At 70.9% G+C, this 26,277-nt stretch carries 24 protein-coding genes and 1 tRNA gene; 13 read left to right on the top strand and 12 right to left on the bottom strand.

The features are described 5' to 3' along the window. The first annotated feature begins 20 nt into the window (after nucleotides 1-20). From egtA to AWB89_RS01365, 8 genes are all read left to right on the top strand, one after another. On the top strand, nucleotides 21-1,280 hold the full coding sequence (egtA, locus tag AWB89_RS01400) for an ergothioneine biosynthesis glutamate--cysteine ligase EgtA (RefSeq protein WP_085171241.1): 1,260 nt from the start codon (nucleotides 21-23) through the stop codon (nucleotides 1,278-1,280). Then, on the top strand, nucleotides 1,277-2,572 hold the full coding sequence (gene egtB / locus AWB89_RS01395; protein ID WP_085171240.1) for an ergothioneine biosynthesis protein EgtB: 1,296 nt from the start codon (nucleotides 1,277-1,279) through the stop codon (nucleotides 2,570-2,572). The genes egtA and egtB overlap by 4 nt, the downstream gene beginning before the upstream one ends. Beyond that, a complete protein-coding gene (egtC, locus tag AWB89_RS01390) occupies nucleotides 2,572-3,270 on the top strand; it encodes an ergothioneine biosynthesis protein EgtC (protein ID WP_085171239.1) in 699 nt (232 codons plus the stop codon). Before egtB ends, egtC begins: the two co-directional genes overlap by 1 nt. Next, nucleotides 3,267-4,232, top strand: coding sequence for an L-histidine N(alpha)-methyltransferase (gene egtD / locus AWB89_RS01385; RefSeq protein WP_085171238.1), 966 nt, complete (start codon nucleotides 3,267-3,269; stop codon nucleotides 4,230-4,232). Before egtC ends, egtD begins: the two co-directional genes overlap by 4 nt. Further along, nucleotides 4,229-5,371, top strand: a complete 1,143-nt coding sequence (gene egtE / locus AWB89_RS01380) for an ergothioneine biosynthesis PLP-dependent enzyme EgtE (protein ID WP_085171237.1) — start codon at nucleotides 4,229-4,231, stop codon at nucleotides 5,369-5,371. Before egtD ends, egtE begins: the two co-directional genes overlap by 4 nt. A gap of 213 nt (nucleotides 5,372-5,584) precedes the next feature. Continuing rightward, a complete protein-coding gene (locus tag AWB89_RS01375) occupies nucleotides 5,585-5,857 on the top strand; it encodes a PPE domain-containing protein (RefSeq protein ID WP_085171236.1) in 273 nt (90 codons plus the stop codon). Nucleotides 5,858-5,859: 2 nt separating this feature from the next. After that, on the top strand, nucleotides 5,860-7,194 hold the full coding sequence (locus AWB89_RS01370; RefSeq protein ID WP_085094946.1) for a PE family protein: 1,335 nt from the start codon (nucleotides 5,860-5,862) through the stop codon (nucleotides 7,192-7,194). Between the two features lie 490 nt (nucleotides 7,195-7,684). After that, nucleotides 7,685-9,082: a PE family protein gene (locus AWB89_RS01365; protein ID WP_139830547.1), complete on the top strand. Its 1,398-nt coding sequence runs from the start codon at nucleotides 7,685-7,687 to the stop codon at nucleotides 9,080-9,082. An 11-nt stretch (nucleotides 9,083-9,093) separates the two neighbouring features. On the opposite strand, the gene AWB89_RS01360 is transcribed toward AWB89_RS01365, so the two are convergent. Together AWB89_RS01360 and AWB89_RS01355 are read right to left on the bottom strand one after the other, a co-directional pair. Then, the gene (locus tag AWB89_RS01360) at nucleotides 9,094-9,771 is read right to left on the bottom strand and encodes a class I SAM-dependent methyltransferase (RefSeq protein ID WP_085171235.1); all 678 of its coding nucleotides are present in this window, start codon (nucleotides 9,769-9,771) and stop codon (nucleotides 9,094-9,096) included. An 18-nt stretch (nucleotides 9,772-9,789) separates the two neighbouring features. Beyond that, nucleotides 9,790-11,262 (bottom strand): glutamate-cysteine ligase family protein, encoded by a 1,473-nt coding sequence (locus AWB89_RS01355; protein WP_085171234.1) that lies wholly within the window; start codon nucleotides 11,260-11,262, stop codon nucleotides 9,790-9,792. An 84-nt stretch (nucleotides 11,263-11,346) separates the two neighbouring features. Between AWB89_RS01355 and glpK the strand changes: the two genes are divergently transcribed. After that, nucleotides 11,347-12,912 (top strand): glycerol kinase GlpK, encoded by a 1,566-nt coding sequence (glpK, locus tag AWB89_RS01350; RefSeq protein ID WP_142282401.1) that lies wholly within the window; start codon nucleotides 11,347-11,349, stop codon nucleotides 12,910-12,912. Between the two features lie 24 nt (nucleotides 12,913-12,936). On the opposite strand, the gene AWB89_RS01345 is transcribed toward glpK, so the two are convergent. Further along, the gene (locus AWB89_RS01345; protein WP_085094938.1) at nucleotides 12,937-13,647 is read right to left on the bottom strand and encodes a PadR family transcriptional regulator; all 711 of its coding nucleotides are present in this window, start codon (nucleotides 13,645-13,647) and stop codon (nucleotides 12,937-12,939) included. Nucleotides 13,648-13,851: 204 nt separating this feature from the next. Between AWB89_RS01345 and AWB89_RS01340 the strand changes: the two genes are divergently transcribed. Then, nucleotides 13,852-14,241, top strand: coding sequence for a hypothetical protein (locus AWB89_RS01340; RefSeq protein ID WP_085171233.1), 390 nt, complete (start codon nucleotides 13,852-13,854; stop codon nucleotides 14,239-14,241). Here AWB89_RS01340 and AWB89_RS01335 read toward each other — a convergent pair. Beyond that, nucleotides 14,238-15,113 (bottom strand): RDD family protein, encoded by an 876-nt coding sequence (locus AWB89_RS01335; RefSeq protein WP_085171232.1) that lies wholly within the window; start codon nucleotides 15,111-15,113, stop codon nucleotides 14,238-14,240. The two genes, AWB89_RS01340 and AWB89_RS01335, sit on opposite strands and share 4 nt — an antisense overlap. Before the next feature lie 36 nt (nucleotides 15,114-15,149). Here AWB89_RS01335 and AWB89_RS01330 point away from each other — a divergent pair, with 36 nt between their 5' ends. Then, the gene (locus AWB89_RS01330) at nucleotides 15,150-16,142 is read left to right on the top strand and encodes a stage II sporulation protein M (protein WP_085094932.1); all 993 of its coding nucleotides are present in this window, start codon (nucleotides 15,150-15,152) and stop codon (nucleotides 16,140-16,142) included. An 18-nt stretch (nucleotides 16,143-16,160) separates the two neighbouring features. On the opposite strand, the gene AWB89_RS01325 is transcribed toward AWB89_RS01330, so the two are convergent. From AWB89_RS01325 to AWB89_RS01305, 5 genes are read right to left on the bottom strand one after another with little or no spacing between them, the layout of a single operon-like run. Next, nucleotides 16,161-17,483 (bottom strand): DUF58 domain-containing protein, encoded by a 1,323-nt coding sequence (locus tag AWB89_RS01325; protein ID WP_085171231.1) that lies wholly within the window; start codon nucleotides 17,481-17,483, stop codon nucleotides 16,161-16,163. Next, complete coding sequence (locus AWB89_RS01320; protein ID WP_085171230.1) at nucleotides 17,483-18,460, bottom strand: AAA family ATPase; 978 nt, start codon at nucleotides 18,458-18,460, stop codon at nucleotides 17,483-17,485. Before AWB89_RS01320 ends, AWB89_RS01325 begins: the two co-directional genes overlap by 1 nt. After that, nucleotides 18,457-19,629: a DUF4350 domain-containing protein gene (locus tag AWB89_RS01315; RefSeq protein ID WP_193791351.1), complete on the bottom strand. Its 1,173-nt coding sequence runs from the start codon at nucleotides 19,627-19,629 to the stop codon at nucleotides 18,457-18,459. Before AWB89_RS01315 ends, AWB89_RS01320 begins: the two co-directional genes overlap by 4 nt. Next, nucleotides 19,611-20,264, bottom strand: coding sequence for a DUF4129 domain-containing protein (locus AWB89_RS01310; protein WP_085171229.1), 654 nt, complete (start codon nucleotides 20,262-20,264; stop codon nucleotides 19,611-19,613). The genes AWB89_RS01315 and AWB89_RS01310 overlap by 19 nt, the downstream gene beginning before the upstream one ends. A 13-nt stretch (nucleotides 20,265-20,277) precedes the next feature. Further along, nucleotides 20,278-21,618: a DUF7847 domain-containing protein gene (locus AWB89_RS01305; RefSeq protein WP_142282400.1), complete on the bottom strand. Its 1,341-nt coding sequence runs from the start codon at nucleotides 21,616-21,618 to the stop codon at nucleotides 20,278-20,280. On the opposite strand from AWB89_RS01305, the gene AWB89_RS01300 reads away from it, so the two are divergent. Then, on the top strand, nucleotides 21,617-22,081 hold the full coding sequence (locus AWB89_RS01300) for a GatB/YqeY domain-containing protein (RefSeq protein WP_085094920.1): 465 nt from the start codon (nucleotides 21,617-21,619) through the stop codon (nucleotides 22,079-22,081). The two genes, AWB89_RS01305 and AWB89_RS01300, sit on opposite strands and share 2 nt — an antisense overlap. Nucleotides 22,082-22,143: 62 nt before the next feature. Here the strand turns inward: AWB89_RS01300 and AWB89_RS01295 are convergent, their stop codons facing one another. The 3 genes from AWB89_RS01295 to AWB89_RS01285 all read right to left on the bottom strand — a co-directional run bounded on the left by AWB89_RS01295 (nucleotide 22,144) and on the right by AWB89_RS01285 (nucleotide 25,231). Continuing rightward, a complete protein-coding gene (locus AWB89_RS01295; RefSeq protein ID WP_085171227.1) occupies nucleotides 22,144-23,838 on the bottom strand; it encodes a selenocysteine-specific translation elongation factor in 1,695 nt (564 codons plus the stop codon). Next, nucleotides 23,826-25,118 (bottom strand): L-seryl-tRNA(Sec) selenium transferase, encoded by a 1,293-nt coding sequence (selA, locus tag AWB89_RS01290; protein ID WP_085171226.1) that lies wholly within the window; start codon nucleotides 25,116-25,118, stop codon nucleotides 23,826-23,828. Before selA ends, AWB89_RS01295 begins: the two co-directional genes overlap by 13 nt. 18 nt (nucleotides 25,119-25,136) lie before the next feature. Continuing rightward, nucleotides 25,137-25,231 (bottom strand) — tRNA-Sec (locus tag AWB89_RS01285). Between the two features lie 27 nt (nucleotides 25,232-25,258). Between AWB89_RS01285 and selD the strand changes: the two genes are divergently transcribed. Further along, complete coding sequence (gene selD / locus AWB89_RS01280; protein WP_085094915.1) at nucleotides 25,259-26,251, top strand: selenide, water dikinase SelD; 993 nt, start codon at nucleotides 25,259-25,261, stop codon at nucleotides 26,249-26,251. Nucleotides 26,252-26,277 lie beyond the last annotated feature (26 nt).

Here is a 26,277-nt window from a genome sequence, read left to right as displayed (position 1 = left end):
CAGCCCGAAGGGATCGTGATATGGCCTTCGCCGCCGTCAGCGCCGCCCAGGCCGAGATGGTCGACGCTGCCGCCGCCGCGAAATACATCGCCGAGGGCTGTCTGCTCGACGCACCGCTGGGGCGTATCGGTCTGGAGCTGGAAGGGCATTGCCACGACCCCGCCGACCCGCACCGCCGGCCCGGCTGGGACGAAATCTCCGATGTGCTCGAGCAGCTGCCCGCCCTGCCCGGCGGCAGCGCCGTCACGGTGGAACCCGGCGGGGCTGTCGAGCTGTCCGGCCCGCCCGCCGACGGGGTGCTGGCCGCCATCGACGCGATGAGTGAGGACCAGGCGGTGCTGCGGTCGGCCTTCGCAGCCGCCGGGCTGGGTCTGGTTTTCCTGGGGGCCGATCCGCTGCGCCCGCCGAAGCGCATCAACCCGGGCGCGCGCTACCGCGCCATGGAGGAGTTCTTCCACGCCAGCCGCTCCGGGGAGGCGGGCGCGGCGATGATGACGTCCACCGCATCGATTCAGGTCAACGTGGACGCCGGCCCGCGGGACGGCTGGGCGGCGCGGGTCCGGCTGGCGCACGCGCTGGGCCCGACGATGATCGCGATCTCCGCCAACTCCCCGATGCTGGGCGGCGAGTTCACCGGCTGGGTGTCGAGCCGCCAGCGGGTGTGGGGCGACATGGACTCGGCGCGCTGCGGGCCGATCCTGGGCGCCAGCGGCGATGACCCGGGCACCGACTGGGCGCGCTATGCGCTCAAGGCCCCGGTGATGCTGGTGCACGACCCCGAGGCGCTGGCCGTCACGCGGTGGGTGCCCTTCGCGGACTGGGTGGACGGCCGGGTATTGCTCGGCGACCGGCGGCCGACCGTCGCCGACCTGGAATACCACCTGACCACGCTGTTCCCGCCGGTGCGCCCCAGGCAGTGGCTGGAGATCCGCTACCTCGACAGCGTCCCGGACGTGTGGTGGCCGGCGGTGGTCTTCACGCTGGTGGCCCTGCTCGACGACCCGGTCGCCGCCGACCTCGCGGCCGAGGCCGTCGAACCGGTGGCCACCGCCTGGGACACCGCGGCCCGGGTGGGCCTGCGCGACCGGCGGCTCTTCGAGGCTGCCAACAAATGCGTGGCGATCGCCGCCGAGCGGGCGCCGGCGGAGCTAGCTGAGTCGATGCGGCTCCTGCTGGCCGGCGTCGAGCGGGGCCGATGTCCGGGCGACGACTTTTCCGACCGAGTCATCGAGCACGGCATTGCGCCGGTGGTGGCGCGGATGGCGCGAGGGGGCCTGTGACGTCCCGGGAGAGGCTTGCCGACGACATGGCGCGGGCGCGGGCGCGGACGCTGCGACTGGTCGACTTCGACGACGACGAGCTGTGGCGGCAGTACGACCCGTTGATGAGCCCGCTGGTGTGGGATTTGGCGCACATCGGTCAGCAGGAGGAGTTTTGGCTGCTGCGGGGCGGTGACCCGGCCCGGCCGGGGATGTTGCCGCCGGCCGTCGAGGGCCTCTACGACGCGTTCGAGCATTCCCGGGCCAGCCGGGTGGAGCTGCCACTGCTGTCCCCGGAGCGGGCGCGGTCGTACTGCCGGACCGTGCGGTCGGCGGCGCTGGACGCCTTGGACGCGCTGCCCGACGACCCGGCCGGCGAGCAAGCGGCGTTCGCCTTCGGGCTGGTGGTCAGCCACGAGAACCAGCACGACGAGACCATGCTGCAGGCGCTGAACCTGCGCACCGGCGCTCCGCTGTTGACCGACGGTTGCGCCCTGCCCGCGGGCCGGCCCGGGGTGGCCGGGACGTCGGTGCTGATCCCGGGCGGCCCGTTCGTGCTGGGCGTCGACGCCGCCGGCGAACCGTACTCGCTGGACAACGAACGCCCCGCCCACGTCGTGGACGTGCCGGCGTTCCGGATCGGCCGGGTTCCCGTCACCAACGGCGAGTGGCGCCAGTTCATCGACGACGGCGGCTACCACCGGCCGCAGTGGTGGTCGCAGCGCGGCTGGCAGCATCGCCAGGCCGCGGGCCTGACCGCGCCGCAGTTCTGGAGTGCCGACGCCAAGACCCGCGCCCGGTTCGGCTACGTCGAGGACGTCCCGGCCGACGAGCCGGTGCAGCACGTCACCTACTTCGAGGCCGAGGCCTATGCCGCCTGGGCCGGTGCCCGGCTGCCCACCGAAGTCGAATGGGAGAAGGCCTGCGCGTGGGACCCGGCGACCGGCACCCGGCGGCGCTACCCGTGGGGCGAGCAGGAGCCGTCCGGCGCGCTGGCCAACCTGGGCGGTACCGCGCTGCGTCCCGCGCCCGTCGGCGCGTACCCCGCCGGAGCCTCGGCCTACGGCGTCGAGCAGATGCTCGGCGACGTCTGGGAGTGGACGGCCTCGCCGTTGCGGCCCTGGCCGGGTTTCGTCCCGATGATCTACGAGCGCTACTCGCAGCCGTTCTTCGACGGCGACTACCGCGTGCTGCGCGGCGGCTCGTGGGCCGTGGAGGCGGCGATTTTGCGGCCCAGCTTCCGCAACTGGGACCACCCGATCCGGCGCCAGATCTTCTCCGGTGTCCGCCTGGCGTGGGATGTGGACGACTGATGTGCCGTCACCTGGGCTGGCTCGGCGCCGACGTGACGGTCTCGTCGCTGGTGCTGGACCCGCCGTGCGGGCTGCGGGTGCAGTCGTACGCCCCGCGCCGCCAGAAGCACGGCCTGATGAACGCCGACGGTTGGGGCGTCGGGTTTTTCGACGGCGAGGTGCCCCGGCGCTGGCGCAGCCCGGCGCCGCTGTGGGGCGACGCGTCGTTCGACTCGATCGCGCCGGCGCTGCGCAGCCACTGCGTGCTGGCCGCGGTGCGCTCGGCGACCGTGGGGATGCCGATCGAGGCCACCGCGACCGCGCCGTTCACCGACGGCCGCTGGCTGTTGTCGCACAACGGGATCGTCGACCGCGCGGTGCTGCCGCTTACCTCATCGGCCGAATCGTCTTGCGACAGCGCGATTCTCGCGGCGACCCTATTCGAGCGCGGCCTAGACACGCTGGGCGAGACCATCGCCGAGATCGGCGCCGCCGACCCGCTGGCGCGGCTCAACGTGCTGGCCGCCGACGGCTCCCGGCTGCTGGCGACCGCTTGGGGCGACACCCTGTTCATGCTGCGCCGCGACGACGGGGTGGTGTTGGCCAGTGAGCCCTACGACGACGCGCCCGACTGGGAAGACGTGCCCGACCGGCACCTGGTCGAGGTCACCCCGGCGGGCGTCAGGATGACGCCGCTCAATTCGGAAGGATCTCGATGACGCTGACGCTGTCCAACCACCTCGCCGCCGACTCCGCGTATCACGCGCTGCGTCGCGACGTACTCGACGGCCTGCAGCAGACGCCGAAAACATTGCCGCCCAAGTGGTTCTACGATTCGGTGGGCAGCGACCTGTTCGACCAGATCACCCGGCTGCCGGAGTACTACCCGACCCGCGCCGAGGCCGAGATCCTGCGCGCCCGGTCGGGCGAGGTCGCATCGGCCAGCGAGGCGGACACGCTGGTGGAGCTCGGCGCCGGGACGTCGGAGAAGACGCGGCGGCTGCTGGACGCGCTGCGCGACCGCGGTTCGCTGCGCGGGTTCGTGCCGTTCGACGTCGACGCCAGCGTGCTGTCGGCCACCGCCACCGCCATTCAACGCGAATACCCGGGCATCGAAATCAATGCCGTCTGTGGGGATTTCGAGGAGCACCTGACCGAGATTCCCGACGGCGGCCGGCGGCTGTTCGTGTTCTTGGGGTCAACGATCGGCAACCTGACGCCCGGGCCGCGCGCGGAGTTCCTCGCCACCCTGGCCGGGGTGATGCGGCCCGGGGACAGCCTGCTGCTGGGCACCGACCTGGTCAAGGACACCGAACGGCTGGTGCGCGCCTACGACGACGCCGCCGGGGTGACTGCCCGCTTCAACCGCAACGTGCTCGCGGTGATCAACCGGCAACTCGACGCCGATTTCGACGTCGAGGCCTACCACCACGTGGCGCGCTGGAACGCCGACGAGGAACGCATCGAGATGTGGCTGCGGGCCGGCCGGCGCCAGCGGGTGCGGGTCGGCGCCCTCGACCTGACGGTCGATTTCGCGGACGGCGAGGAAGTGCTCACGGAGGTGTCCTGCAAGTTCCGCCCGGACGGGGTCAGCGCCGAATTGGCCGAGGCCGGGCTGCGCCGCGTCCGGTGGTGGACCGACGGCGCGGGCGACTTCGGGCTGTCGCTGGCGGTGAAGTGACGGCAGATTCGCTGGCCGACCGGTGGCGGTCGGCCCGCCCACCTGCGGCCGGGCTGCACCTCGACAGCGCCGCCTGCTCGCGCCAGAGCTTCGCGGCAATGGATGCCGCCGTCAAGCACGCGCTGCACGAGGCCGAGGTCGGCGGGTACGTCGCGGCCGAGGCGGCGGCCCCGGTGCTCGACGCCGGACGCGCCGCGGTCGCGACGCTGTGCGGCATGCCCGACGCCGCGGTCGTCTTCACCACCGGCTCGCTGCACGCGCTGGATCTGCTGCTGGGTGCTTGGCCCACCGACCGGCGCACGCTGGCGTGCCTGCCCGGCGAGTACGGGCCCAACCTGGCCGTGATGGCGGCCCACGGGTTCGAGGTGCGCACCTTGCCCACCCTGGACGACGGCAGGCTGGCGCTGGACGACGCGGCGCTCCGACTTGACGAGGATCCGCCGGATTTAGTCCACCTCACGCCCCTGGCCAGCCACCGGGGCGTGGTGCAGCCGCTGGCCATGGTGGCCAAGCTCTGCCGTCAGCTGGGCGTGCCGCTGGTGGTGGACGCCGCGCAGGCGCTGGGGCACATCGACTGCGCCGTCGGCGCCGACGCGACATATTCGTCGTCGCGCAAATGGCTCGCCGGGCCACGCGGCGTCGGCGTTCTGGCCGTGCGGCCCGAGCTGATGGACCGGCTGACGCCGCGGCTGCCGGCACCGGCCTGGGCCACGGGCCTGTCGGTCGCGCAGCAGCTGAGCTTCGGGGAGGCCAATGCCGCGGCGCGCGTGGGTTTTTCGGTCGCTGTCGGCGAACATCTGGCGTGCGGGCCTGAAGCGATCCGAGCCCGGCTGGCCCATCTCGGCAACGTCGCGCGCACCCTGCTGGCCGACCTCGACGGCTGGGCGGTGGTCGAAGAGGACGAGGAGCCGAGCGCCATCACCACGCTGGCCCCGGTCGACGGCGCCGACCCCGAGGCGGTGCGGGCGTGGCTGCTCGCCGAGCGGCGCATCGTGACGACCTACGCGGGAGTGGCGCGGGCTCCGCACGAACTGTCCGCGCCGGTGCTGCGGATCTCGCCCCACGTCGACACCACGGCCGACGACCTGGAGGGCTTCGCCGAGGCGCTGATCGCGGCCACCGCGGCGACCGGCAGCTAGCTCTTCGCCGCGCCTGCCGGCCAGGCAGCTCCGGGGTAGAAACCGGACCTTAGGGCTTTTCGCCGAATCCTTGACTAAAAGTATGAAAATGCGGTAATTGTTAGACCTCACACTCGGCAATTCGGGCAGCCGTGGTGGGGCGCCGGTTAGGGGCCTTGGTCCCTGCGGCCGGAGCTCCAGTTCGATGGCGCGCTGGTCCGAAGGGGTTTGCGGATGAACATCTCTGTGCTCTCCCCAGAATTCAATACCTCATTGATCCCCGCCGGAGCCGGGTCCGCCCCGGTGCCGGAGGCGGCAGCGTCCTGGAATGGGGTGGCCGGTGAATTGGCTTCGGTGGCAATCTCATTCGACCCGGCCGCGTCAGGGCCAGCCGCCGCGCCCGGGCAATGTCTGGCATACCGGACGACGGCCGGAGCTACCGCTCCACCCGTCGTTGACTTCTCGATGAATTACCCCGCCGTTTGCTGTGCGTGTGAAGGGAGATAGCGATGTCGTATGTGACCACCGTGCCGGAAGCCGTGCAAGGTGCAGCTGAGGACCTGGCGGGCATTCGAGCCTCGCTCGCCCAGGCCGCTGCGACCGCGGGCCCCACCACCGGGATCGCGGCCGCCGCCCAGGACGAGGTTTCGGTGGCGCTCGCTGCGCTGTTCGGCAGCGCCGGCCAGCAATTTCAAGCTCTCAGCGCCCAAGCGCGGGCATTCCAGGCCGAGTTCGAAAGCCTGTTGAGCGGCGGCGCGGCGGCATATGCGGCCGCCGAGGCCACGAACGCGGGGCAACTCCTGACCGATGCGGCGAATGGGGTCTCCCTGGCCGCGCCCGCGGCGGCCGTACCCGCCCAGGTCACACAGTCGATCAACTTGCTCGGCGGCATCATCAACCTTCAAATTGAGCAGACCGGCGGCATTCTGGTCTCAATCGGTACCCCCGGAATCCTCCTGCCAGCGGTGCACGTACCGCCGATAAATCTCTCCGCTTTCAGCCTGCCTCAGATAACTATTCCCCCGATAAGCATTCCGGCCGGGACGACGCCCGCCAATGTCATGCTGAGCGCATTCAACTTGCCGCAAATCACACTGCCATCAATCAACATCCCGGCCGGGTCGACGCCGCCCGGCGTAACGGTCGGATCATTCAGCCTGCCGCAGATAACCACGCCCACCATAGCGGTGCCGCCGATAACCCTGCCCTCGGTGACGGTACCGGGCTTCAACTTGCCCTCGATCGGCATTCCCACGATTGGTTTTCCGTCGATACAATTCCCGGATCTCGCTGTTATGGGGAATAATCAAACGCTCGTCACTATTGGCGGTCTCGGGCCTTTGATCCCTGGTCCCATAACCGTCAACCTTGAAAACTTCGACATCGTGGCATCGCTGGGCTTAAACACCCCGGGCTATATCAACGCATTCAACATCCCTCCCATTAGCATTGGCGGATTTACCCTGCCGCCCATCGGCCTTTCCGGTTTCAATATCCCGGGCCTGACCATTCCGCCCATCAACCTCGGCCAATTCACCCTGCCGCAGGTCAGCTGGCCGGGGTTCGCCACGGCGCCGTTGACCATCCCGCCGATCGGCGTCGGCAACTTCACGCTGCCGCAGCTCAGCTGGCCCGGCTTCGCCACGCCGCCGTTGACCATCCCGCCCATCGGCCTCGGCGCATTCAGCCTGCCCGACGTCCTCATCCCCAACATCGCCATCGAACCCCTCGTGATCGGCCAGTTCCAGATCCCGCCGGTGACCAGCTACATCAGCACCGCAGCCGCCAACGTGAACGCCTTTGTTTCAGAGTTGGAGTTCGTCGGCGGCAGCCTCATCGGCTGACCCGCCGCTTGACGCCGAGCCGAGCGCCGGCGCAACGAACGAGCGTGGAAGTCGCCTCGTGCGGCGTCAGGTGAGCACGCTCGGGACCGGCGGAATCTTCGCATGACTTTCTCGCCGCGGCTGTCGGAACGCGAGGTCTTGCCGAGGCGCTGATCCTGGCTTCCGCGGGCGAGAGGCAACTGGCCTGCGGCGGGACGCGGGCCGAAGATACCGATTTGGGAATCCGTACGGCTGATTTTGACGAAAAGTATGAAAAGCACTGTGCTTATTAGGCACGTGTGGGGTAGGTTTCTCCTAGCGCGCGCCCGGGGTAAGGGTCGGCCCGCGACGGCACGCCTCTTGATGACGAGTTGGTCAGAAAGGGTGCCGAATGCGATCTGCTCCGATGTTGGAGGCGGCGGCGCGGTGTGGGCTGGTCGGTGAATTGTGTTCTGCCGCGGCGTCATTCGGCGCGCCCTTCTCTTCGTGGCGGGCCTGAAAGGAGATGGAGATGTCGTATGTGATCACCGTGCCGGACCTGGTGCAGGGTGCAGCCCAGGACTTGGCGGGTATTCGTGCCTCGCTGACCGACGCCGCCGCGACCGCCGGCCCGACCACGGGGATAGCGGCATCCGCCGCGGACGAGGTATCCGTCGCGATCGCTTCGCTGTTCGGCAGCGCCGGCCGGCAATTCCAGGCCCTCAACGCACAAGCGCAGGCGTTCCATGCGGAGTTCGAAAGCCTGCTGAGTGCCGGTGCGTCGGCGTATGTCAGCGCCGAGGCCGCTAATGCGGGGCAGGTCGGCCAGGCGGCCGCCGCGGCCGTACCCGCCGCGACCGTACAAACGTTCACCCTGTACGGCGACATCATCAATCTCCAGATCAGCCAGGCCGGAATCCTGGTCACCGTCAGCACGCCCGGGGTCATCCTGCCGGAAGTGAACATCAACCCGATCAACCTCTCGGCTTTCAATCTGCCGCAGTTGACTATTCCGTCCATAAACATTGCGGCCGGGACCACGCCCCCGAATGTAACGGTGAGCCCGTTTAACTTGCCGCAACTCGCGATACCGTCGATCACGATACCGGCCGGGTCGACTCCGCCCGGCGTGACCGTGGGCGCATTCAGCCTGCCGCAGATAACGACGCCCACCATCTCGGTGCCGCCGATCAGCTTGCCGTCCATCGATATTCCGCAGTTCCAGACGCCGAAGATCGTCCTCAGCAACTGGAGCCTGCCCACCGTGACGATCCCGGGATTCAACTTCCCCCAGATACAGTTTCCGGATATAAATATCACGGGCGGCAGCGGAGATGTGACGGTGCTCAGCCTTAATACCGGCAACATCATCGCGCCCAACTATGACATCGTTCTCCACGGGTTCGATTTCGCACCGAATTTCGGTTTCCACACGCAAGGCTTTATCAGCACGATCAACTTCCCGGGCATCCAAATCGGACAATTTCAATTGCCGGTCCTCACCATCGGCAATCCCAGCGGCTCGGGCGACTACGTCTTCCCGTCGATCGGCCTTTCGAGCTTCAACATCCCGTCCATCACCGTTCCGCCCATCGGGGTCAGCGGTTTCACCCTGCCGCAGGTCAGCTGGCCGGCGTTCGCCACGGCGCCGCTCACCATCCCACCGATCGGAGTCGGCGGCTTCACGCTGCCGCAGCTCGGCTGGCCGGCGTTCGCCACGGCGCCGCTGACCATCCCGCCCGTCGGCGTCGACGCGTTCAGCCTGCCCCACGTCCACATCCCCAACACCACGATCGAACCCATCACCTTCGGGCAGTTCCTGATCCCGCCGGCGACCAGCTACATCAGCGAGCTGCAATCCAACTCGAGCGCCCTGCTCGCGGAGTTGGCGTTCATCGGTACCGCCCTCACCGGTTACGGCACCATCTGACGCTTTGGAGCTCAGCCGGCCTTGTGCGCCGTCAGCAGGTAGGCCGGCAACTTCATCCGCCCCTTCTCGTCGCGGTCGTGCGGCGGAAACTCGAACGGCGCGTTGGACATCGGGGGAATGTTCGCGTGGATGTAGGCGGGCCGGATCTCGTCGATCTCCCAGTACTTGCTCACTGCGGCGCGCAACTCGTCCTCGTCGACCTCGTTGGGCTTCGGATCCATCTCGGCGGGGAAGGCGCCCTTGGCGAACACCAGCACGAAATAGCCGGCCCCCGGCGCGGCCGCGCCGTGGATCGAGCGCAGGTAGCCGTCGCGGCCCTCCACCGGTAGCGAATGGAACAGCGTGCTGTCGACGACCGTCGAAAAGCGCCCGTCGTACCCCGTGAAGGACGTGATGTCGGCCTGCACGAAGCTGGCGGTGCTCAGGCCGCGCTCTTGCGCCGCTTTGGTGGCCGCCGCGACGGCCGTCGGCGTGAGGTCGATGCCGACCACGGTGTACCCCTGCGAGGCCAGCGCCAGCGACAGCTCGGCGAACCCACAGCCGGCGTCCAGCACGTCGCTGCGGAACTTCCCGGCCTCGACGAGCGCCGCCAACTCCGGCTGCGGCTCACCGATGTTCCACGGCGGCGGGCCCTCGAATTCGCCCTCCTCGCGATAGGCGCTGTCCCAATCCATGATGTCGGACGACATGGTTACCCCTTTGCGCTGCTATAGATCCCAGGTGTGCACCGGCTCGTTGGCGTGCATGTGTTCGCAGTACCGTCGCAGCATCTCGGCCAGTGCCGCGGGCCGGCTCATACCGCCGTCCTCCAGGGTACGCACGGTGGACACCTGCCAGGTCGCCCCGTTGCGGCCGGCGCGGGCGCGGCCCTCGATGACGCCCAGGAAACGGTCGCGCACCTCGGCGTCGACGCCCCAGCGGCGCAGGCCGTCGTCCGCGATCGGCAGCAGCGTGTCGAGGACCAGTTCGGTGGCCGTGACTTCGCCGACGCCGGGCCAGTGCATCCGGGCGTCGATGCCGTGGCGGGCCGCCTCGAGGAAGTTCGCCTGTGCCACAACGAAACCCATTCTGTTCCACAGCGGGTCCTCCGCCTCGGACAGGGCGCGCAGCACCCCGTAATAGAAGGCGGCGTTGCCGAGCATGTCGATGACGGTCGGCCCGGCCGGCAGCACCCGGTTCTCCAGCCGCAGGTGCGGGCGCCCGTCGACGACGTCGTACACCGGCCTGTTCCACCGGTACACGGTGCCGTTGTGCAGCCGCAATTCCGCGAGCTGTGGGGTGCGCCCGGCCGCCACCTCGGCGACGGGGTCCTCGTCGGACACCTCGGGCAACAGCGAAGGAAAGTACCGGAGGTTCTCGTCGAACAGGTCGACCACCGAGCTGATCCACCGTTCGCCGAACCACACCCGCGGCCGCACGCCCTGGGCCTTGAGCTCCTCGGTCCTGGTGTCGGTGGACTGCGAGAACACCTCGATCCGCGTCTCCGACCACAGCTGGTGGCCGAAGAAGTACGGGGAGTTGGCCGCCATCGCCAGTTGCGGGGCCGCCAGGACCTGGGCGGCGTTCCAGTTGGCGGCGAATTCCTCGGGCGCCAGCTGGAGATGCAATTGCATGCTGGTGCAGGCTGATTCGGGCGCGATGGTCGCGGCCCGCCAGCTCAGCGGCTCAGGGCCGGAGATGTCGATCGGGATGTCCTCGCCGCGCGCGGAGAAGATCGAGTCGTTGAGCGCCGCGTACCGCTTCGATTCGCTCATCCAGTTGTCGTCGAGATGCTCGGGCATCAGCGTGGGCAGGATCCCGATCATCACGATGTGGGCCCCGCCCGAATTCGCCTTGAGCTCGGCGTCGTTGAGACTGGCCCGCACCTCGGCCTCCAGGTCCAGCCCGGTGTGGCCGGGCAACGGCCGGGGCGGCACGTTGAATTCGATGTTGTAGGCGCCCAATTCGGTCTGGTACGCCGGATCGGCGATCGCGTCCAGCACGACACGGTTCGACATGGCCGGCTGGTAGTCGGCGTCGACGAGGTTGCACTCGATCTCCATGCCGGTGAGCGGCCGGTCCGCATCGAAGCGCGACTGAGCAAGCATCGTCTCGAAGACGTTCAGGCACAGCCGCACCTTGCGCCGGTATTCCTCGCGCTGCGCGCGGTCGTACGTGGTGCGCTTGACCTCTTCGCCCACACCGCCGATGGAACAGGTTTACCGGCCCTAACGCAAGGGCGACAGGCTGACCTGTGCGGACGGGCGCCGCGCGGGTAGACCATCATGGAGCGTGCACGTCCGACATGGGTGGAGGAGAGCTCGTTGGCCGAGTCCGCGGAATTCGTAGCCGCCATAGATCAGGGCACCACGAGCACCCGGTGCATGATCTTCGATCACGACGGCGCCGAGGTGGCGCGCCATCAGCTCGAGCACGAGCAGATCCTGCCCAGCGCCGGGTGGGTCGAGCACGACCCGGTCGAGATCTGGGAGCGCACGTCGTCGGTGCTCATGTCGGTGCTGAACCGCGCCAACCTGTCGCCGAAGGAGCTTTTGGCGCTGGGCATTACGAACCAGCGGGAGACGACGCTGGTGTGGAACAAGCGGACCGGGCGGCCGTATTACAACGCGATCGTCTGGCAGGACACCCGCACCGACCGGATCGCGTCGGCGCTGCAGCGGGACGGTCGCGGCGACGTGATTCGCCGCAAGGCCGGCCTGCCGCCGGCGACCTACTTTTCCGCGGGCAAGCTGCAGTGGATCCTGGAAAACGTCGACGGGGTGCGCGAGGCCGCCGAAAGCGGTGACGCCCTTTTCGGCACCGCCGACACCTGGGTGTTGTGGAACCTCACGGGCGGCCCGCGGGGCGGCGTGCACGTCACCGACGTGACCAACGCCAGCCGCACGATGCTGATGAACCTCGAGACGCTGGACTGGGACGACGAGCTGTTGTCGTTCTTTTCCGTCCCCCGCGCGATGCTGCCCGCGATCGCGCCGTCGTCGCCGCTGCAGCCCTACGGCGTGACGCTGGAGTCGGGGCCCCTCGGGGGCGAGGTGCCGATCACCGGCGTCCTCGGCGACCAGCACGCGGCGATGGTCGGCCAGGTGTGCCTGGCCGAGGGGGAGGCCAAAAACACCTACGGCACCGGCAATTTCCTGCTGCTCAACACCGGCGAGACGATCGTGCGGTCGGACAACGGCCTGCTGACCACCGTCTGCTACCAGTTCGGCGACGCCAAACCCGTGTACGCGCTTGAGGGTTCGATCGCGGTGACGGGCTCGGCGGTGCAGTGGTTGCGCGATCAGCTGGGCATCATCAGCGGCGCCGCGCAGAGCGAGTCGCTGGCCCGCCAGGTTCCCGACAACGGTGGCGTCTATTTCGTCCCGGCGTTTTCGGGGCTGTTCGCCCCGTATTGGCGATCCGACGCCCGCGGCGCGATCGTCGGGCTGTCGCGGTTCAACACCAATGCGCACCTGGCCCGCGCGACGCTGGAGGCGATCTGCTACCAGAGCCGCGACGTGGTGGACGCGATGCAGGCGGATTCCGGTGTGCGCCTTGAGGTGCTCAAGGTCGACGGTGGCATCACCGGAAACGACTTGTGCATGCAGATCCAGGCCGACGTGCTGGGTGTGGACGTGGTGCGGCCGGTGGTCGCCGAGACCACCGCGCTCGGCGCCGCCTACGCGGCGGGACTGGCGGTCGGGTTCTGGGCGGACCCGTCCGACCTGCGGGCCAACTGGCAAGAGGACAAGCGCTGGACGCCGTCGTGGGACGACGACCAGCGCGCCGCGGGGTATGCGGGCTGGCGCAAGGCGGTGCAGCGGACCCTGGACTGGGTCGATGTGACCTGATCCAGGGCCCGCCGCTGCCGGGGTTCAGTCCTCGCCGAGGATGCCGTAGACCTCGCGGCGGGCGTTGTTGAGGATCTCGACGATGCGCTGCTGCTGCTCGGCGGTGGCGGTGTGCGCGGATTGCGCGACCGCGCCGAACAACTGGCCGATCGCGGCCCGCAGGTTCACCTGGCCGGGATCGGCGCCTTCGGCGATCTCGTCCCACGGCGGGGTCTCGATCTTCTCGGCGGCCGCGCGGCCCTCGTCGGTCAGCGTGAAAAGCTTTTTGCTGCCGTCGGTTTCGCTGGCGCTGATGAGGCCCTCGTCGTCCAGCAGCTGCAGGGTCGGGTACACCGACCCGGGGCTGGGCTTCCAGATTCCGTTGCTGCGCTCGGCGATCTGCTGGATCATTTCGTAGCCGTGCATCGGCCGCTCGGCCAGCAGGGCCAGGATGGCCGCTCGCACGTCACCGCGGCGGCCACGGCCGCGGCCGCCACGACGTGACCCGCGCCGGCCGCCCGGACCGAAGCCGAATCCCGGGCCGAAACCCGGCCCGAAGCCGGGGCCGAAGCCAGGTCCGAAACCGGGGCCGAAGCGATCGCCGCTGTGGTCGCGGAGGTGTTCACGGAATTCCCGTCGGGCCTGGCGCCTGGCGTCGTGCAGGGCGCGCCGGTCCAGGGGGCCGGGGCCGAAGCCGAAGCCGAAACCGGGCCGGGGGGCGAACGGCCCCTCGGGCGGAGTGAATGGGTTGCTCATGTTGCTAGTCCTTACGTTGTGGGGAAGCGCACCGGTCGTGCGCTTCGGAGTATCACGATATATCGGAAACTAACGCGATGCAACAAGATATTCCGAAACAACCCGGTGCGTGGCCTCCGCAGCCGCCTGACCTGCGGGAAGAGAAATCGAGGTCGCCGCCCTCGCGCGGTTTGCCTCCCACGGACCGCGGGTAGGAACAGTGGGATGGACGCTGACAACAACGTGACCGTCGGCGGCGAAGCCCGAAGCGTGGCCGAGGCCCCGCCGGGCGACCGCGGCCGCGGCCGCAATGCGTGGCCTTGGGTCAACTGGGGGCTGGCGCTGGCGACGGTGCCCGCCGCGGCCATCGTGATGCTCTTCGCGCTCGGCGCGGTGATGAGCACCGACGGGTGCAGCGAGCGCACGTGCCAGAACCTGGGCCGCGGCGGCATCGACTTCGGTGTCGCGTTCTACGGCGCGCCCGTCGTGGCCTTCGTCGTCATCGTCATCTCGTTCTTCACCGCTAAGCGCCGCGGGGGCATCGCGGTCCCGCTGGTCGGCTGGGCGCTCCTGATCCTCGACGTCGCCCTGATGGCGGCGGCCGTGTCCGGCTAGACCGGCGGGGCGAAGCCACCCGGTTGCGCACCTGGCGTCGCCGGGCCCGGTTGCGGCCAGGGCGCGCCCGCCGGTGGCGCAGGGGGCCAGCCGGGCGGACGCTGTTGGGGCCACGGCCCGGCCGGGGGCATCGCGGGGCGGAGCCGCGCCAGCTCGCGCCGGTGCCGCTCGGCGAGCACCGCGGCCAGCACCAGCTCCGGCGGGGCGCCGGGCGGCGGTGGCGGGGCGATGCGCGACACGACGTCACCGGCGATTCGGTACGCCATCTGCTGGCGTAACTGGCGGTCGAGTTGTGGTGCGCGGGAAAGGAATTGGCGCGCGACCTCGGCCTGGCCGCCATCCAGGCCCGACAACTGCAATGAGGCCGCCCACCACGCCAGCGACGGCGGCATCACGGGCGGCGGGTCGGAGCGAGGCCCGCGTTCACTGATCACCACCGTGCCGGCGAAGACGTCGCCGATGCGCTTGGCCTTCGGGGACAACAGGCTGCAGATAACGGCGGGGCTTCCCGCGAGCATCCAAATCTCGACCACGGACGCCAGCGCGCGAAACAGCGCCTGGCGGAAGCGTTCTGGGCCGCCGTCGTCGGACACCACGCGCAGGCCCATCACGATCTTGCCGACCGATCGCCCACGGGTGGCGGTTTCGAACAGCAGCGGATAACCGACGATCACCAGGACCGTGAAGATGAGCAGGATCGCGGCGCTCAGGGCGCTGTCGAACTGAGTGAGGGTGGCCGCCCACAGCATCAGGCCGAGCACATAGCCCACGAAGATCACCGCGATGTCGATCAGCGCACCCACCGCCCGCACCGGCAACTGGGCGATCTGCACATCGAGCACCACGGCATCCCCGGTGACGACCTCCGACATAACACCGAACGGTACAGGGCGATTAGGCTGCGCAGCGTGGACGTCGACGCATTCGTGCTGACCCATCGCGCAACGTGGGACCGGCTCGACCAATTGGTCAAACGGCGCCGATCCCTGACCGGCGCCGAGGTCGACGAGCTCGTCGAGCTCTACCAGCGGGTGTCCACGCACCTGTCGATGCTGCGGTCGTCGTCCTCGGATTCGCTGCTGATCGGTCGGCTCTCCAGCCTGATCGCGCGGGCCCGGTCGGTGGTGACCGGCGCCCACGCGCCGCTGAGCAGGACGTTCGCCCGGTTCTGGACGGTGTCGTTCCCGGTCGTCGCGTACCGCACGTGGCGGTGGTGGGTGGGCACCGCGGCCGCGTTCTTCGCCGTCGTGGTGGTCATCGCGATCTGGGTGGCCGTCAACCCGGAGGTGCAGTCGGCCCTCGGAACGCCAAGTGACATAGACGAATTGGTAAACCACGATGTGGCGTCGTACTACAGCGACCACCCCGCCGCGGCGTTCGCCCTGCAGGTTTGGGTCAACAACTCCTGGGTTTCGGCCCAGTGCATCGCCATGTCGGTCGTGTTGGGGCTGCCGATCCCGATCATCCTGTTCAACAACGCCGCGAACCTGGGGCTGATCGCGGGCCTGATGTTCCAGGCCGGCAAGGGCGGCATCCTGTTGGGGCTGCTGGCCCCGCACGGGCTGCTGGAGCTGACGGCGGTGTTCCTGGCCGGGGCGACGGGGATGCGATTGGGGTGGTCGGTGATTTCGCCCGGGGACCGGCCGCGTGGGCAGGTCCTCGCCGAGCAGGGCCGCGGCGTCGTCTCGGTCGCCGTCGGGCTGGTGGCGGTGCTGCTGGTCTCGGGTTTGATCGAAGCCCTGGTGACGCCGTCCCCGTTGCCGACGTTCGTCCGGGTGGGCATCGGGGTGATCGCCGAGGCGGCGTTCCTGTCCTACATCGTGTACTTCGGTCGCCGCGCGGCCAGGGCCGGCGAGACCGGCGACGTCGAGGACGCGCCGGACGTCGTCCCGACCGGCTAGGCCGCCTCGGGCCGAAAGCTAAAGCCGGCCGGTCGCTTTCATCGCCAGGTAGTGGTCGGCCAGCGCGGGCGCGATCTCGGCGGGTGGCGCGTCGACGACCTCCACCCCGCTGTGGCGCAGCCGGCTGGCGATCGCGCGCCGGTCGTTGCGGGAGCGTTCGGCGGCCGCCGCGTCGTACACGGTCGCCGCGTCCGAGCGCCCGGCCGCCATCTGGTCGACGCGGGGATCGCCGACCGCGGCGATCATCACGTGGTGTTTGGCCGACAGCTGGGGCAGCACCGGCACCAGCCCCTCGTCCAGCGCGGTCGCGTTGAGGTCGGTCAGCAGTACCACCAGCGAACGGCGCCTGGTGCGCCGCAGCACGGCGGCAACCATTGCGCGCCAATCGGGTTCGATCAGTGCGGGCTGCAGCGGGGCCATCGCCTCGACCAGCTGGGCGAGCAGCTCGGTGCGCGACGCGCCGAACACTGCGGCGCGGCTCACCCGGTCGTGGGCGAGGAAGTCGACGTGGTCGCCGGCCCGGGATGCGAGCGCGGCCAGCAGCAACGCGGCGTCCATCGACCAGTCCAGCCGGGGCCAACCCGCCGGATCGGCGGACGTCGGGTCGACGCCGACGCGTCCCGCAGCCGTGCGTCCGGTGTCGAGCACGATGACCACGCGCCGATCGCGTTCGGGCCGCCACGTGCGGACCACGACGTCGGAGCGGCGCGCCGTCGCGCGCCAGTCGATCGACCGCACGTCGTCGCCGACGACATACTCACGCAGCGAATCGAATTCGGTGCCCTGCCCGCGTATCAGCGTCGGCAGGAGGCCGTCGATCTCGCGCAGCTTGGCCAGCCGCGACGGCAGGTGCTTGCGCGACAGGAACGGCGGCAGCACCCGGACCTGACCGGGCACCGCCTGCGAACCCTGCCGCCCCGCCAGGCCCAGCGGCCCGACCGACCGCGCGGTGACCAGCGCCGCGCGCTGATCGCCCCGACGAACCGGCCGCAGCCGCGACTGGACCCGCTGTTGTTCCCCGGCGGCGATGCTCACGGCATGACTGCGTGGTTCGGCGCGCGCGCTGGGCGGCCAGGCGTCGCGCACCTGGCCGCGGAACCGGCGGCGGCCGTCGTTGTGAATCACCAGGTCCATGTCGACCTGCTGCGCGAGTCGCGCCGAGCAGTCCGGCGACCGGGCATAGCGCAGTCCGCGGGGGCTGGCCGCCAGCGCCGCATCGGCGATGACGACCGCGCACAGAGCGAGTAGCAGGACGACGAAAGCCCTTGCGGGCCAAGGCGCTGCCGCGATGGGTAGGACGCAGATCAGCGCCACCAGCCCGGTGCGTCCGGTCAGGATCACTAGCGCGGCACCGGAACCGACGCCAGGATCCCGTCGAGCACGCCGTCGGGCGTGGCCCCTTCGAGCTCGGCCTCCGGGCGCAGCATCACCCGGTGCCGCAGCGTCGGGCGGGCCATGGCCTTGACGTCGTCGGGGGTGACGTAGTTGCGGCCGGACAGCCACGCCCAGGAGCGCGCGGTGGCCAGCAGCGCGGTCGCCCCGCGCGGCGACACCCCGAGCTGCAGTGCGGGGGAGGATCGGGTGGCGCCGACGATGTCGACGATGTAGCCTAGCACCTCGTCGGCGACCAGGACCTGTTGCACGGCTTCGCGTCCGGCGGCGAGCTCGGCGGGCCCGGCGACCGGCTTGATCGCCGAGAGGTCGCGCGGGTCGAAGCCGTGCGCGTGCCGGGCCAGGATGGCGATCTCCGCGTCGCGCGCCGGTAGCGTCACGTTCAGCTTGAGCAAAAAGCGGTCGAGTTGCGCTTCGGGCAGCTGGTAGGTGCCCTCGTACTCGATCGGGTTCTGCGTCGCGGCGACGATGAACGGGTCGGGCAGCGCCTTGGCCTCGCCTTCCACGCTGACCTGACGCTCCTCCATGGCCTCGAGCAGCGCGGCCTGCGTTTTGGGCGGGGTGCGGTTGATCTCGTCGGCCAGCAGCAGGTTGGTGAACACCGGACCCCGCCGGAATTCGAATGCGGCGGTGCGCGTGTCGTACACGAGCGAGCCCGTCACGTCGCCCGGCATCAGGTCGGGGGTGAACTGCACCCGCTTGAACTCCAGCTGCAGCGCGGCCGCCAGCGACCGCACCAGCAGTGTCTTCGCCACTCCCGGAACGCCTTCCAGCAGGACGTGGCCGCGACACAGCAGCGCGATCACCAGGCCGCTGACCACCCCCTCCTGCCCGACGACGGCCTTGGCGAGCTCGGCCCGCAACGCCAGCAGCGCCTCGCGCGCCGAATCGGTTGCGGGCGTCTGGGCGGTAGATGGTTGCGTCACGTGTGGGTGACCTGCCTTTCGATGTCGTCGAGCGCACGGGCGAGGTGTAACAGGTCCTGGTCGGTGGCCGGGGGTGGCCCGAACAGGTGGTAGGAGACGAATCCCGGGTCGGCGCCGGTGCGTTGGGCCACGGTCGCGACCACCGCCGGTACCGGCGCGCCGGGGCCGAGGCCCAGGCGGGGCAGCAACCGCTGCACGGTCGCGGTGCGCAGGGCGGCGGCGGCGCGATCGCGGGCCCGCCGCGAGCGGTAGAGCCGGCCGCGGCCCTCGACGGTCTCCGAGGCTCGCACCACGACCGGCAACTCTTCGGCCACCAGCGGCCCGGGCCGGCGGCCCTTCCACAGGGCCACCAGCAGGACGACCAGGCACAGCTGCCACACGATCCAGGTGACGTTCTCCGGGATCAGATCGAAAACCGAAGACGGCGCGGATGTTTCACCCTCGACGCGGTGCGGCGCGTACCAGACGAGGCGGGGCCGGCCGCCCGCGAGGTTCATCGCCAGCGCGGCGTTGCCCGCCTGCAACAGGCCCCCGTTGGTCATGAAGTCGGTGTTGCCGACGGCCGTGACGGTCCGCCCGTTGTCCCGGTAGCGGATCAGCACCCCGTCGTAGCAGCTGGTCATGGCGCGGGCGTCGGTGGCCTGGTACGTGTCGCTCGGCCCGAACCGAGCGCTCCCGGCGCGATTGGCCTCGCGCAGCGTGCAATTCGGGTTGCTGTCGAAGGAAATGCTCCCGACCGATTTGCGCACGCCCGGCATCAGCGCCTCACGGGTGCGTGCCGTCGGTTCCACCAGCAGCAGGTCGCCGGGTACCTTCGCCAGCCGATCCAACAGCGTGGCGTCGCTGAGGAATTGGCTCTGTGCCACCAGGATCTGCGTGCCGGGCCGGGCGGCGCGTTCGACGTCGGCGATGGTGTCGGCGACCACGACCTCGACGCCGCCGTCGCGCAGCAGCGTCACCAGCGCCCGCGCCCCGTCGGGCAACGTCGATTCCGGGTCCATCCGGTCGCCGGGCCGCGGCGCGGTCAGGTAGGCGCCGAGGCCGGCGATGGCGGCCAGCACCACGATGGTGAGAACCGCCCAGGCCCACGGTCCCCAGCGCCGTGCCGGCTTCGCGGACCCGGCCGCCGGACGCGCCGCGACGGTGGCCGTCACCGGACGTGCGCCCATGCTTCGGAAGCGGCGGGCCGGCCGGCCATCGCCGGGGTAGCCGGTGCGCGGGACCGCAGATGATCGTCGAGGTCGGTGATCATCCGGTAGGCGGCCTCGGTCCCGGGCTGCTCGCCATACGTCACGTCGTTGAATGCCGTAGCCGCCCGGGATAATTCGTCGGCCAGGTGGGGGAGCGCCCCGCCGGCATCTCGGCCGAGCTCGTTGGCGGTGCGTCCGGGGGCCGGCTCCAGCACGCCGGTCTCCTCGAGCTGCCGCGCGACGGCGCGCAGCCGGTGCCGGATCGCGGCCGACCAATTCCCCTCTGCCGCATAGCTTTCGGCGGTGGCACGATGCTGGGCGGCGGTGAGTTGGGCGGCCTCGAACAGCAGGTAATCGCCCCCGCGGTTGGTGCGCATGGTGCGTCGCGCGATGTGGATGCCGACCACCACCGCTACCGCCAGCAGGATGAGGAGCACGGTGGTGGTGAACCATCCGCCCGGTATCTTCGCGGTTTTTTCGAGCAGCCGGTACAACTGTTCGTTGAGCCACTCGGCGAATTGCCGGGCCGCGGAACCCTGGGAGTAGATCGGTTTGTTCAGCTCGATCTGTGCGGCCTGATGGGCGGCATCGCGGTCGATGTCGATGGAAGGCACGGTCAGTGGGTCCTTATACCGGTCGGGTCAGCCATAGGTTGTCGGTGGACTCGGCCGCGTACGGCCCGCCGGCGGCGCCGCTCTGCAGCACCAGGTCGAACGCCTCGGCCCGCATCCGGCGGTCGGTGTAGAGCAGCACGATCACACCGGCGTTGAACGGCGCGGTGATGATCTGGCCGATCGCCGTCCCGACGGCGGCGATCGCGGTGCTCAGCAGCAGGCCGCCCGTGGACGGGGTCATGGCGGCGAGCAGGACCTGGCCGCCGATGGCGAACGGCGCCGCGACGGCGTTGCCGATGAAGGACGCCACGATGAACGTCAGGGTCCGGATGCCCAACACCCGCCAAAAGCCGTTGCGCACCAACGCGAACGATCGGGTGACCGCCTCGAAGACGGGCAGCCGCTCCAGGACGATCAGTACGGGCGCGAACAGCACCACGGTGTAGAGGTAGACCAGCAACGCGATCACGATGAGCACCAGCGGCAGCCCCAGCAGCACCGCGGGCGCCGGGCCGCCGGCCACGGCCAACAACGCGATGGCGACGGCCACCAGCCCGAAAAGGACCGCCAGCACGGCGGCTTCCAGCAGCGCCAGCCCGAGTAACGGGATCAGGCGCCCCCGGATCTTGAGCCAGGTTTCACCGATCGTGATCGGCGATCCGAACACCGCCCGGCCGACGATGACGGTCAGCATGCCGGACAGCAGCATGCCGCCGAGCCAGGTGACCAGCATTCCGGCGGCCATCGACGCCATCCAGGCGCCGACGATGCCGCCGCTCAGCTCGTTGGAGCGCGCGATCGTGATCCTGCCGTAGGCGGCCAGCGGGCCGAACGTCGCCGCCAGGGAGATCAGCTGCATGAGCACGACCACCATCGCGGTCAGCCCCAGCGTGGCCCGAGGGTTGGCCCGGACGTAGCCGACCGCGCCGTTGAAGATGTCGCTGAGCGTCAGCGGGCGCAGCGGGATGATCCCGGGTTTGATCGCCCCGGGCACCAACTGCGGCGGACCGTAGGGCGCCCCGTAACCGGGCGGCGGGCCATACCCCGGCGGCGGACCGTAACCGGGCGGCGGGCCATACCCCGGCGGCGGGCCGTAACCGGGTGGCGGGACATAGCTCGGTGGCGGGCCGTAGCCGGGCGCGGCGCCGTAGCCGGGCGGGGGGCCATAGGCCGGCGGGGGCCCGTAGGCGGGGGGAACAACCGGATAACCGGGCGGCGGCGCGTTCACCGTGTGCTGAGGCCTTCGCAGCCACCTTCGCAACCGGGCCAGTCGTTCGTCATGGGCTCCATCCTGTCGGCGGTCCGGGCATTTCACAATCTTGACCGCTGCCCCGGCGCGTAGCGTCTCAGGCATGGCGGAACTGAAATCCCGGCTGCGGGCCGACCTCACCCAGGCGATGAAGTCCCAGGACAAGTTGCGAACCGCGACGCTGCGCATGCTGCTGGCCGCGATCCAGACCGAGGAGGTCTCCGGCAAGCAGGCGCGCGAGCTTTCCGACGACGACGTCATCAAGGTGTTGGCCAGGGAATCGCGGAAGCGCGGTGAGGCCGCCGAGATTTACACCCAAAACGGTCGCGGTGAGCTCGCCGCCAGCGAACACGCCGAGGCGCGGATCATCGACGAGTACCTGCCCACCCCGCTCACCGAGGCCGAGCTGGCCGACGTCGCCGACACCGCGATCGCGCAGGTCGCCGAGGAGATCGGCGAGCGGCCGGGCATGAAGCAGATGGGGCTGGTGATGAAGGCGGCCACCGCGATCGCGGCCGGCAAGGCCGACGGCGCGCGGCTGTCGGCGGCGGTGAAGGAGCGACTGTAGGCCGCTGATCCGGAACCGGTTCCACCGCAACGTCTTTCGCGCGGGAACCGAGCACGGGCCGGTCAGACGACCGTCCGGGTGCCGTCCCCGCCGCGCCGCGTGACGCGTTGCGCGTCGAGTCGCTCCAGCAATGGCACGGCGACCCGACGGGTGGTGCCGAGCGCGCGGCGCGCCTCGCTCACGGTGAACGGTTGGGGCAGCGCGGCGAGGACCGCGGCCGCTCGGTCCAGCGCGCCGGGTCCCAGCACGACACCGTCGGCGATCCGGGTCAGCCGGCCGGCGCGCACCGCCGCGGCCAGCTCGCGGGGCCCGAGCTTCAGGTCGGCCAGCTCGTCGGCCTCGGGCGCGCGGAAGGGCTCGGCGGCCAGCCACTCCTCGATCGCGCGCACGCCCTTGTCGACGCGGGGCGGCAGGCCCGCGCCGGGCGCGCGGACCAACCCGTCGATCACCTCGAGGCCGGTGCCGGCCAGCAGCGGCGCCAGCAGTTCGGCCGCGGGGAGCCCGGCACGCTGGCGCAGCGCCTCCAGCGGCATCCCCGCCGCGATGTCGTGCTGGTCCGCCCAGCGCCGTACCGCCGCGGTCGCGCCCTCGCGGCGCTCGGCCCACCACCCCGGGTCCACGACCCAGTCGCCCACCCGAACACCGGAAAGCGGCAGGCCCATGGCACGCAGGTCGGCCGCCCGCGCGCAGTCGGGCGGGTGCGCACCGCCGGTTGCCAGCTCGGCGGCGCGGTCGCGGGCCGCGCCCCGTCGGCGCAGCCCGGGCGGGTGGACGTCGAGGACTTCGACGCCCGCCGCGATCCGGTGCTCGCCGGGATCGCGCAGCAGCCCGACATCGGAGACGCGCAACGGCAGCGGTTTCGCCAGCCGCAGCCGCGCGGCGGCCGTGCCCAGCGGGCGCACCTGAACAGGCACCGCGGCGGACCCGATGTGCAGGACGAGCTGGCGGTGCAAGGCGTCCGGCGACCGCAGGCCGACGTCGATCTCCGCGGTCTCCAGCCAAACGCCCGGCGTCCGAACGGCATCGCCGCGTCCGATGTCGTGGCGGTCCACGCCGCGCAGGTTGAGCGCGACCCGCGAGACCGGGCCCATCGCGTCCGCACCGCGGCCCAGCGACTGCAGCCCGCGGACGGTGACGCGCCGCCCGGCGACCTCCAGCTCGTCGCCCACCCGCACCGTGCCGGCGCCCAGCGTGCCGGTCACGACCGTGCCCGCGCCGCGGACGCTGAAGCTCCGGTCGACCCACAACCGCACGTCGGCGCCGGGGTCGGGGGGCGGTAGCCGCTCGGTCAGCGCCAGCAGCTCCGCCCGCACCGCATCGAGGTCGGTGCCGATCGCGACGGGGACGCCGCCGAGCGACGTCGCGGCGAACCGCTCGGACACCTGCGCGACGGCCGGTCCGGGGTCGGCGAGGTCGGCCTTGCTGATCACCACCAGCCCGTGGCGCACCCCGAGGGCGTCCAGCGCCGCCAGGTGCTCTTCGGACTGCGCCATCCAGCCCTCGGTGGCGGCGACCACGAACACGACGGCCGGGACGGCGCCCACCCCGGCCAGCATGTTGGCCACGAACCGCTCGTGGCCCGGCACGTCGACGAACGCCAGCTGACGCCTGCCGATGTCGGTCCAGGCGAAGCCCAGATCGATGGTCAGGCCCCGGCGTTGCTCCTCGGCCAGCCGGTCCGGCCACATCCCGGTGAGCCGGTGCAGCAAGGTCGACTTGCCGTGGTCGACGTGCCCCGCGGTGGCTAGGACGAACACGCCAGCACCGCCGCCGCCAGCAGCGCGTCGTCCTCCGGCGCCACCGTGCGCAGGTCGAGCAGGCAGCGGCCGGCCTCGAGGCGCCCGACCACCGGCGGGCTGCCGGCGCGCAGCGCGGCGGCGTACGACTCGGGCAGGCTCACGGCGGCGCTGGGCAGCTCGACGCCCGGCGCCCCGCCGCCGCCGACGGCCCCAACGCAGTCCACCGCCACCGCCCCGGGCAACTGGGCGGCGAGCGATTCGGCGCGGGCCCGCAGCCGGGCGGCGTCCGCGGCGAGCGCCTGGTGCACCGGCGGCGGCGGGCCGGTCAGGGTCGCTTCCAGCGCGGCGAGGGTGAGCTTGTCGACGCGCAGGGCGCGCGCCGACGGGTGGCGGCGCAGCCGCTCGATGAGCCCGGCGTCGCCGAACAGCAGGCCGGCCTGCGGGCCGCCCAGCAGCTTGTCGCCGCTCGCGGTGACCAGGTCCGCGCCGTCGGCCAGCATCGACGCCGCGTCCGGCTCGTCGGGCAGCGCGGGATGCGGGGCCAGCAGCCCGGAGCCGATGTCGACCACCAGCGGCACGTCGCGCTCGGCCAGCACCCGCGCCAACTCCGCGACGCTCACCGCCGAAGTGAACCCGGTGACGTGGAAGTTCGACGGGTGCACCTTCAGCACGAAACCGGTCTCCGGCCCGATGGCGTCGGTGTAGTCGCGCAGGCTGGTGCGGTTGGTGGTGCCGACCTCGCGCAGCCGCGATCCCGCGGACGCCAGCAGCTCGGGGATGCGGAACCCGTCGCCGATTTCGACGAGCTCGCCGCGGCTGAGCACGATCTCCTTGCCGGGCGCCAACGTGACGGCGGCCAGCAGCAGCGCGGCGGCGTTGTTGTTGACGACGTGGACGCCGCCGGCCGTCGGCACCGCCTGGGCCAGGGCGGCCAGCGCCCCGCGGCCGCGGCGCGCGCGCCGGCCCGTCGCGAGGTCGAACTCGACGTCCGTGGTGCCCGCCGCGGCGACCACCGCGTCCACGGCGGCCCGGGACAGCGGCGCGCGGCCCAGGTTGGTGTGCACCACCACGCCGGTGGCGTTGATGACGGGGCGGAGGCTCGAGGCGGTGGGCGGCAGCGCGGCGACCGCGCATTCGACGACGCGTTCGGGCTCGATCTCTCCGGCGCGCGCACGCTGCTGCGCGTCGGCGATCACCGACTTCACCAGCGCGCGGCCCAACACCCGCTCGGCCTGGGCGAGGCGCGGGTCGGCGAGCAGCGTGTCGGTGCCGGGCACCCGCCGGCGCGGGTCGCTCATCTCGGGCTCGACGAAGTATGGCGGAGGCGGACGGGAATCGAACCCGCCAGCGGCAGCGTCTGCCGTTCGACGGTTTTGAAGACCGCGCCGGTCACCAGACCGGACACGCCTCCTCGGACCATGCGGACAATTATGTATCCGTGAGCTACCGACTGACTCAGTACGCCCATGGCGGCGGCTGCGCGTGCAAGATCCCGCCCGGCGAGCTGGAGGACGTCGTCCGCGGGTTGGGGGCGAGCGCGCCGCGCGACCCGGTCGGCGAACTGCTGGTCGGGCTGGACCACGGCGACGACGCGGCCGCGGTGCGGCTCGAGGGCGGCACGGCGCTGATCGCGACGACGGACTTCTTCACCCCGGTGGTCGACGACGCGTACGACTGGGGGCGCATCGCGGCCACCAACGCGCTGTCCGACGTCTACGCGATGGGCGGGCGGCCGGTGGTGGCGGTGAACCTGCTGGGCTGGCCGCGCGAGGTGCTGCCCTTCGAGCTGGCGGCCGAGACGTTGCGCGGCGGGCTGGACGTCTGCGGCCTGGCCGGCTGCCACCTCGCCGGCGGGCACAGCGTCGACGATCCCGAGCCCAAATACGGGCTGGCGGTCACCGGGATCGCGGACCCGAACCGGTTGTTGCGCAACGACTCCGGCAAGCCGGGCACCCCGCTGTCGCTGACCAAGCCGCTGGGGATCGGCGTGCTCAACAGCAGGCACAAGGCCACCGGCGAGCGCTTCGAGCAGGCGATCGAGGCGATGACCACGCTCAACGCCGAGGCGGCGGCCGCGGCGCTGGCCGCCGGCGTCGAATGCGCGACCGACGTCACGGGTTTCGGCCTGCTCGGGCACCTGCACAAGCTGGCCCGGGCCAGCGGCGTCACCGCGATCGTCGACGCGGCGGCGGTGCCCTACCTGGAGGGCGCGCGGGAGGCGTTGGCGGCGGGCTACGTCAGCGGCGGCACCCGGCGCAACCTAGACTGGGTGGCGCCGCACGCCGACCTGTCCGGGGTCGGCGAGGACGAGGCCCTGCTGCTCGCCGACGCGCAAACCTCGGGCGGCCTGCTGATCGCGGGCGAGATCCCGGGCGCGCCCGTCATCGGCGAGCTCGTGGCCGGCGGCGAGCACACCATCGTGGTCCGCTGAGCGAGCGGGGTTTCGCCGGCGCGCAC

Source organism: Mycobacterium paraense, from assembly GCF_002101815.1.
Lineage (GTDB): Bacteria > Actinomycetota > Actinomycetes > Mycobacteriales > Mycobacteriaceae > Mycobacterium > Mycobacterium paraense.
Note: the sequence above shows the minus strand (reverse complement) of the source record. Positions and strands in the feature narration are given on the sequence as shown.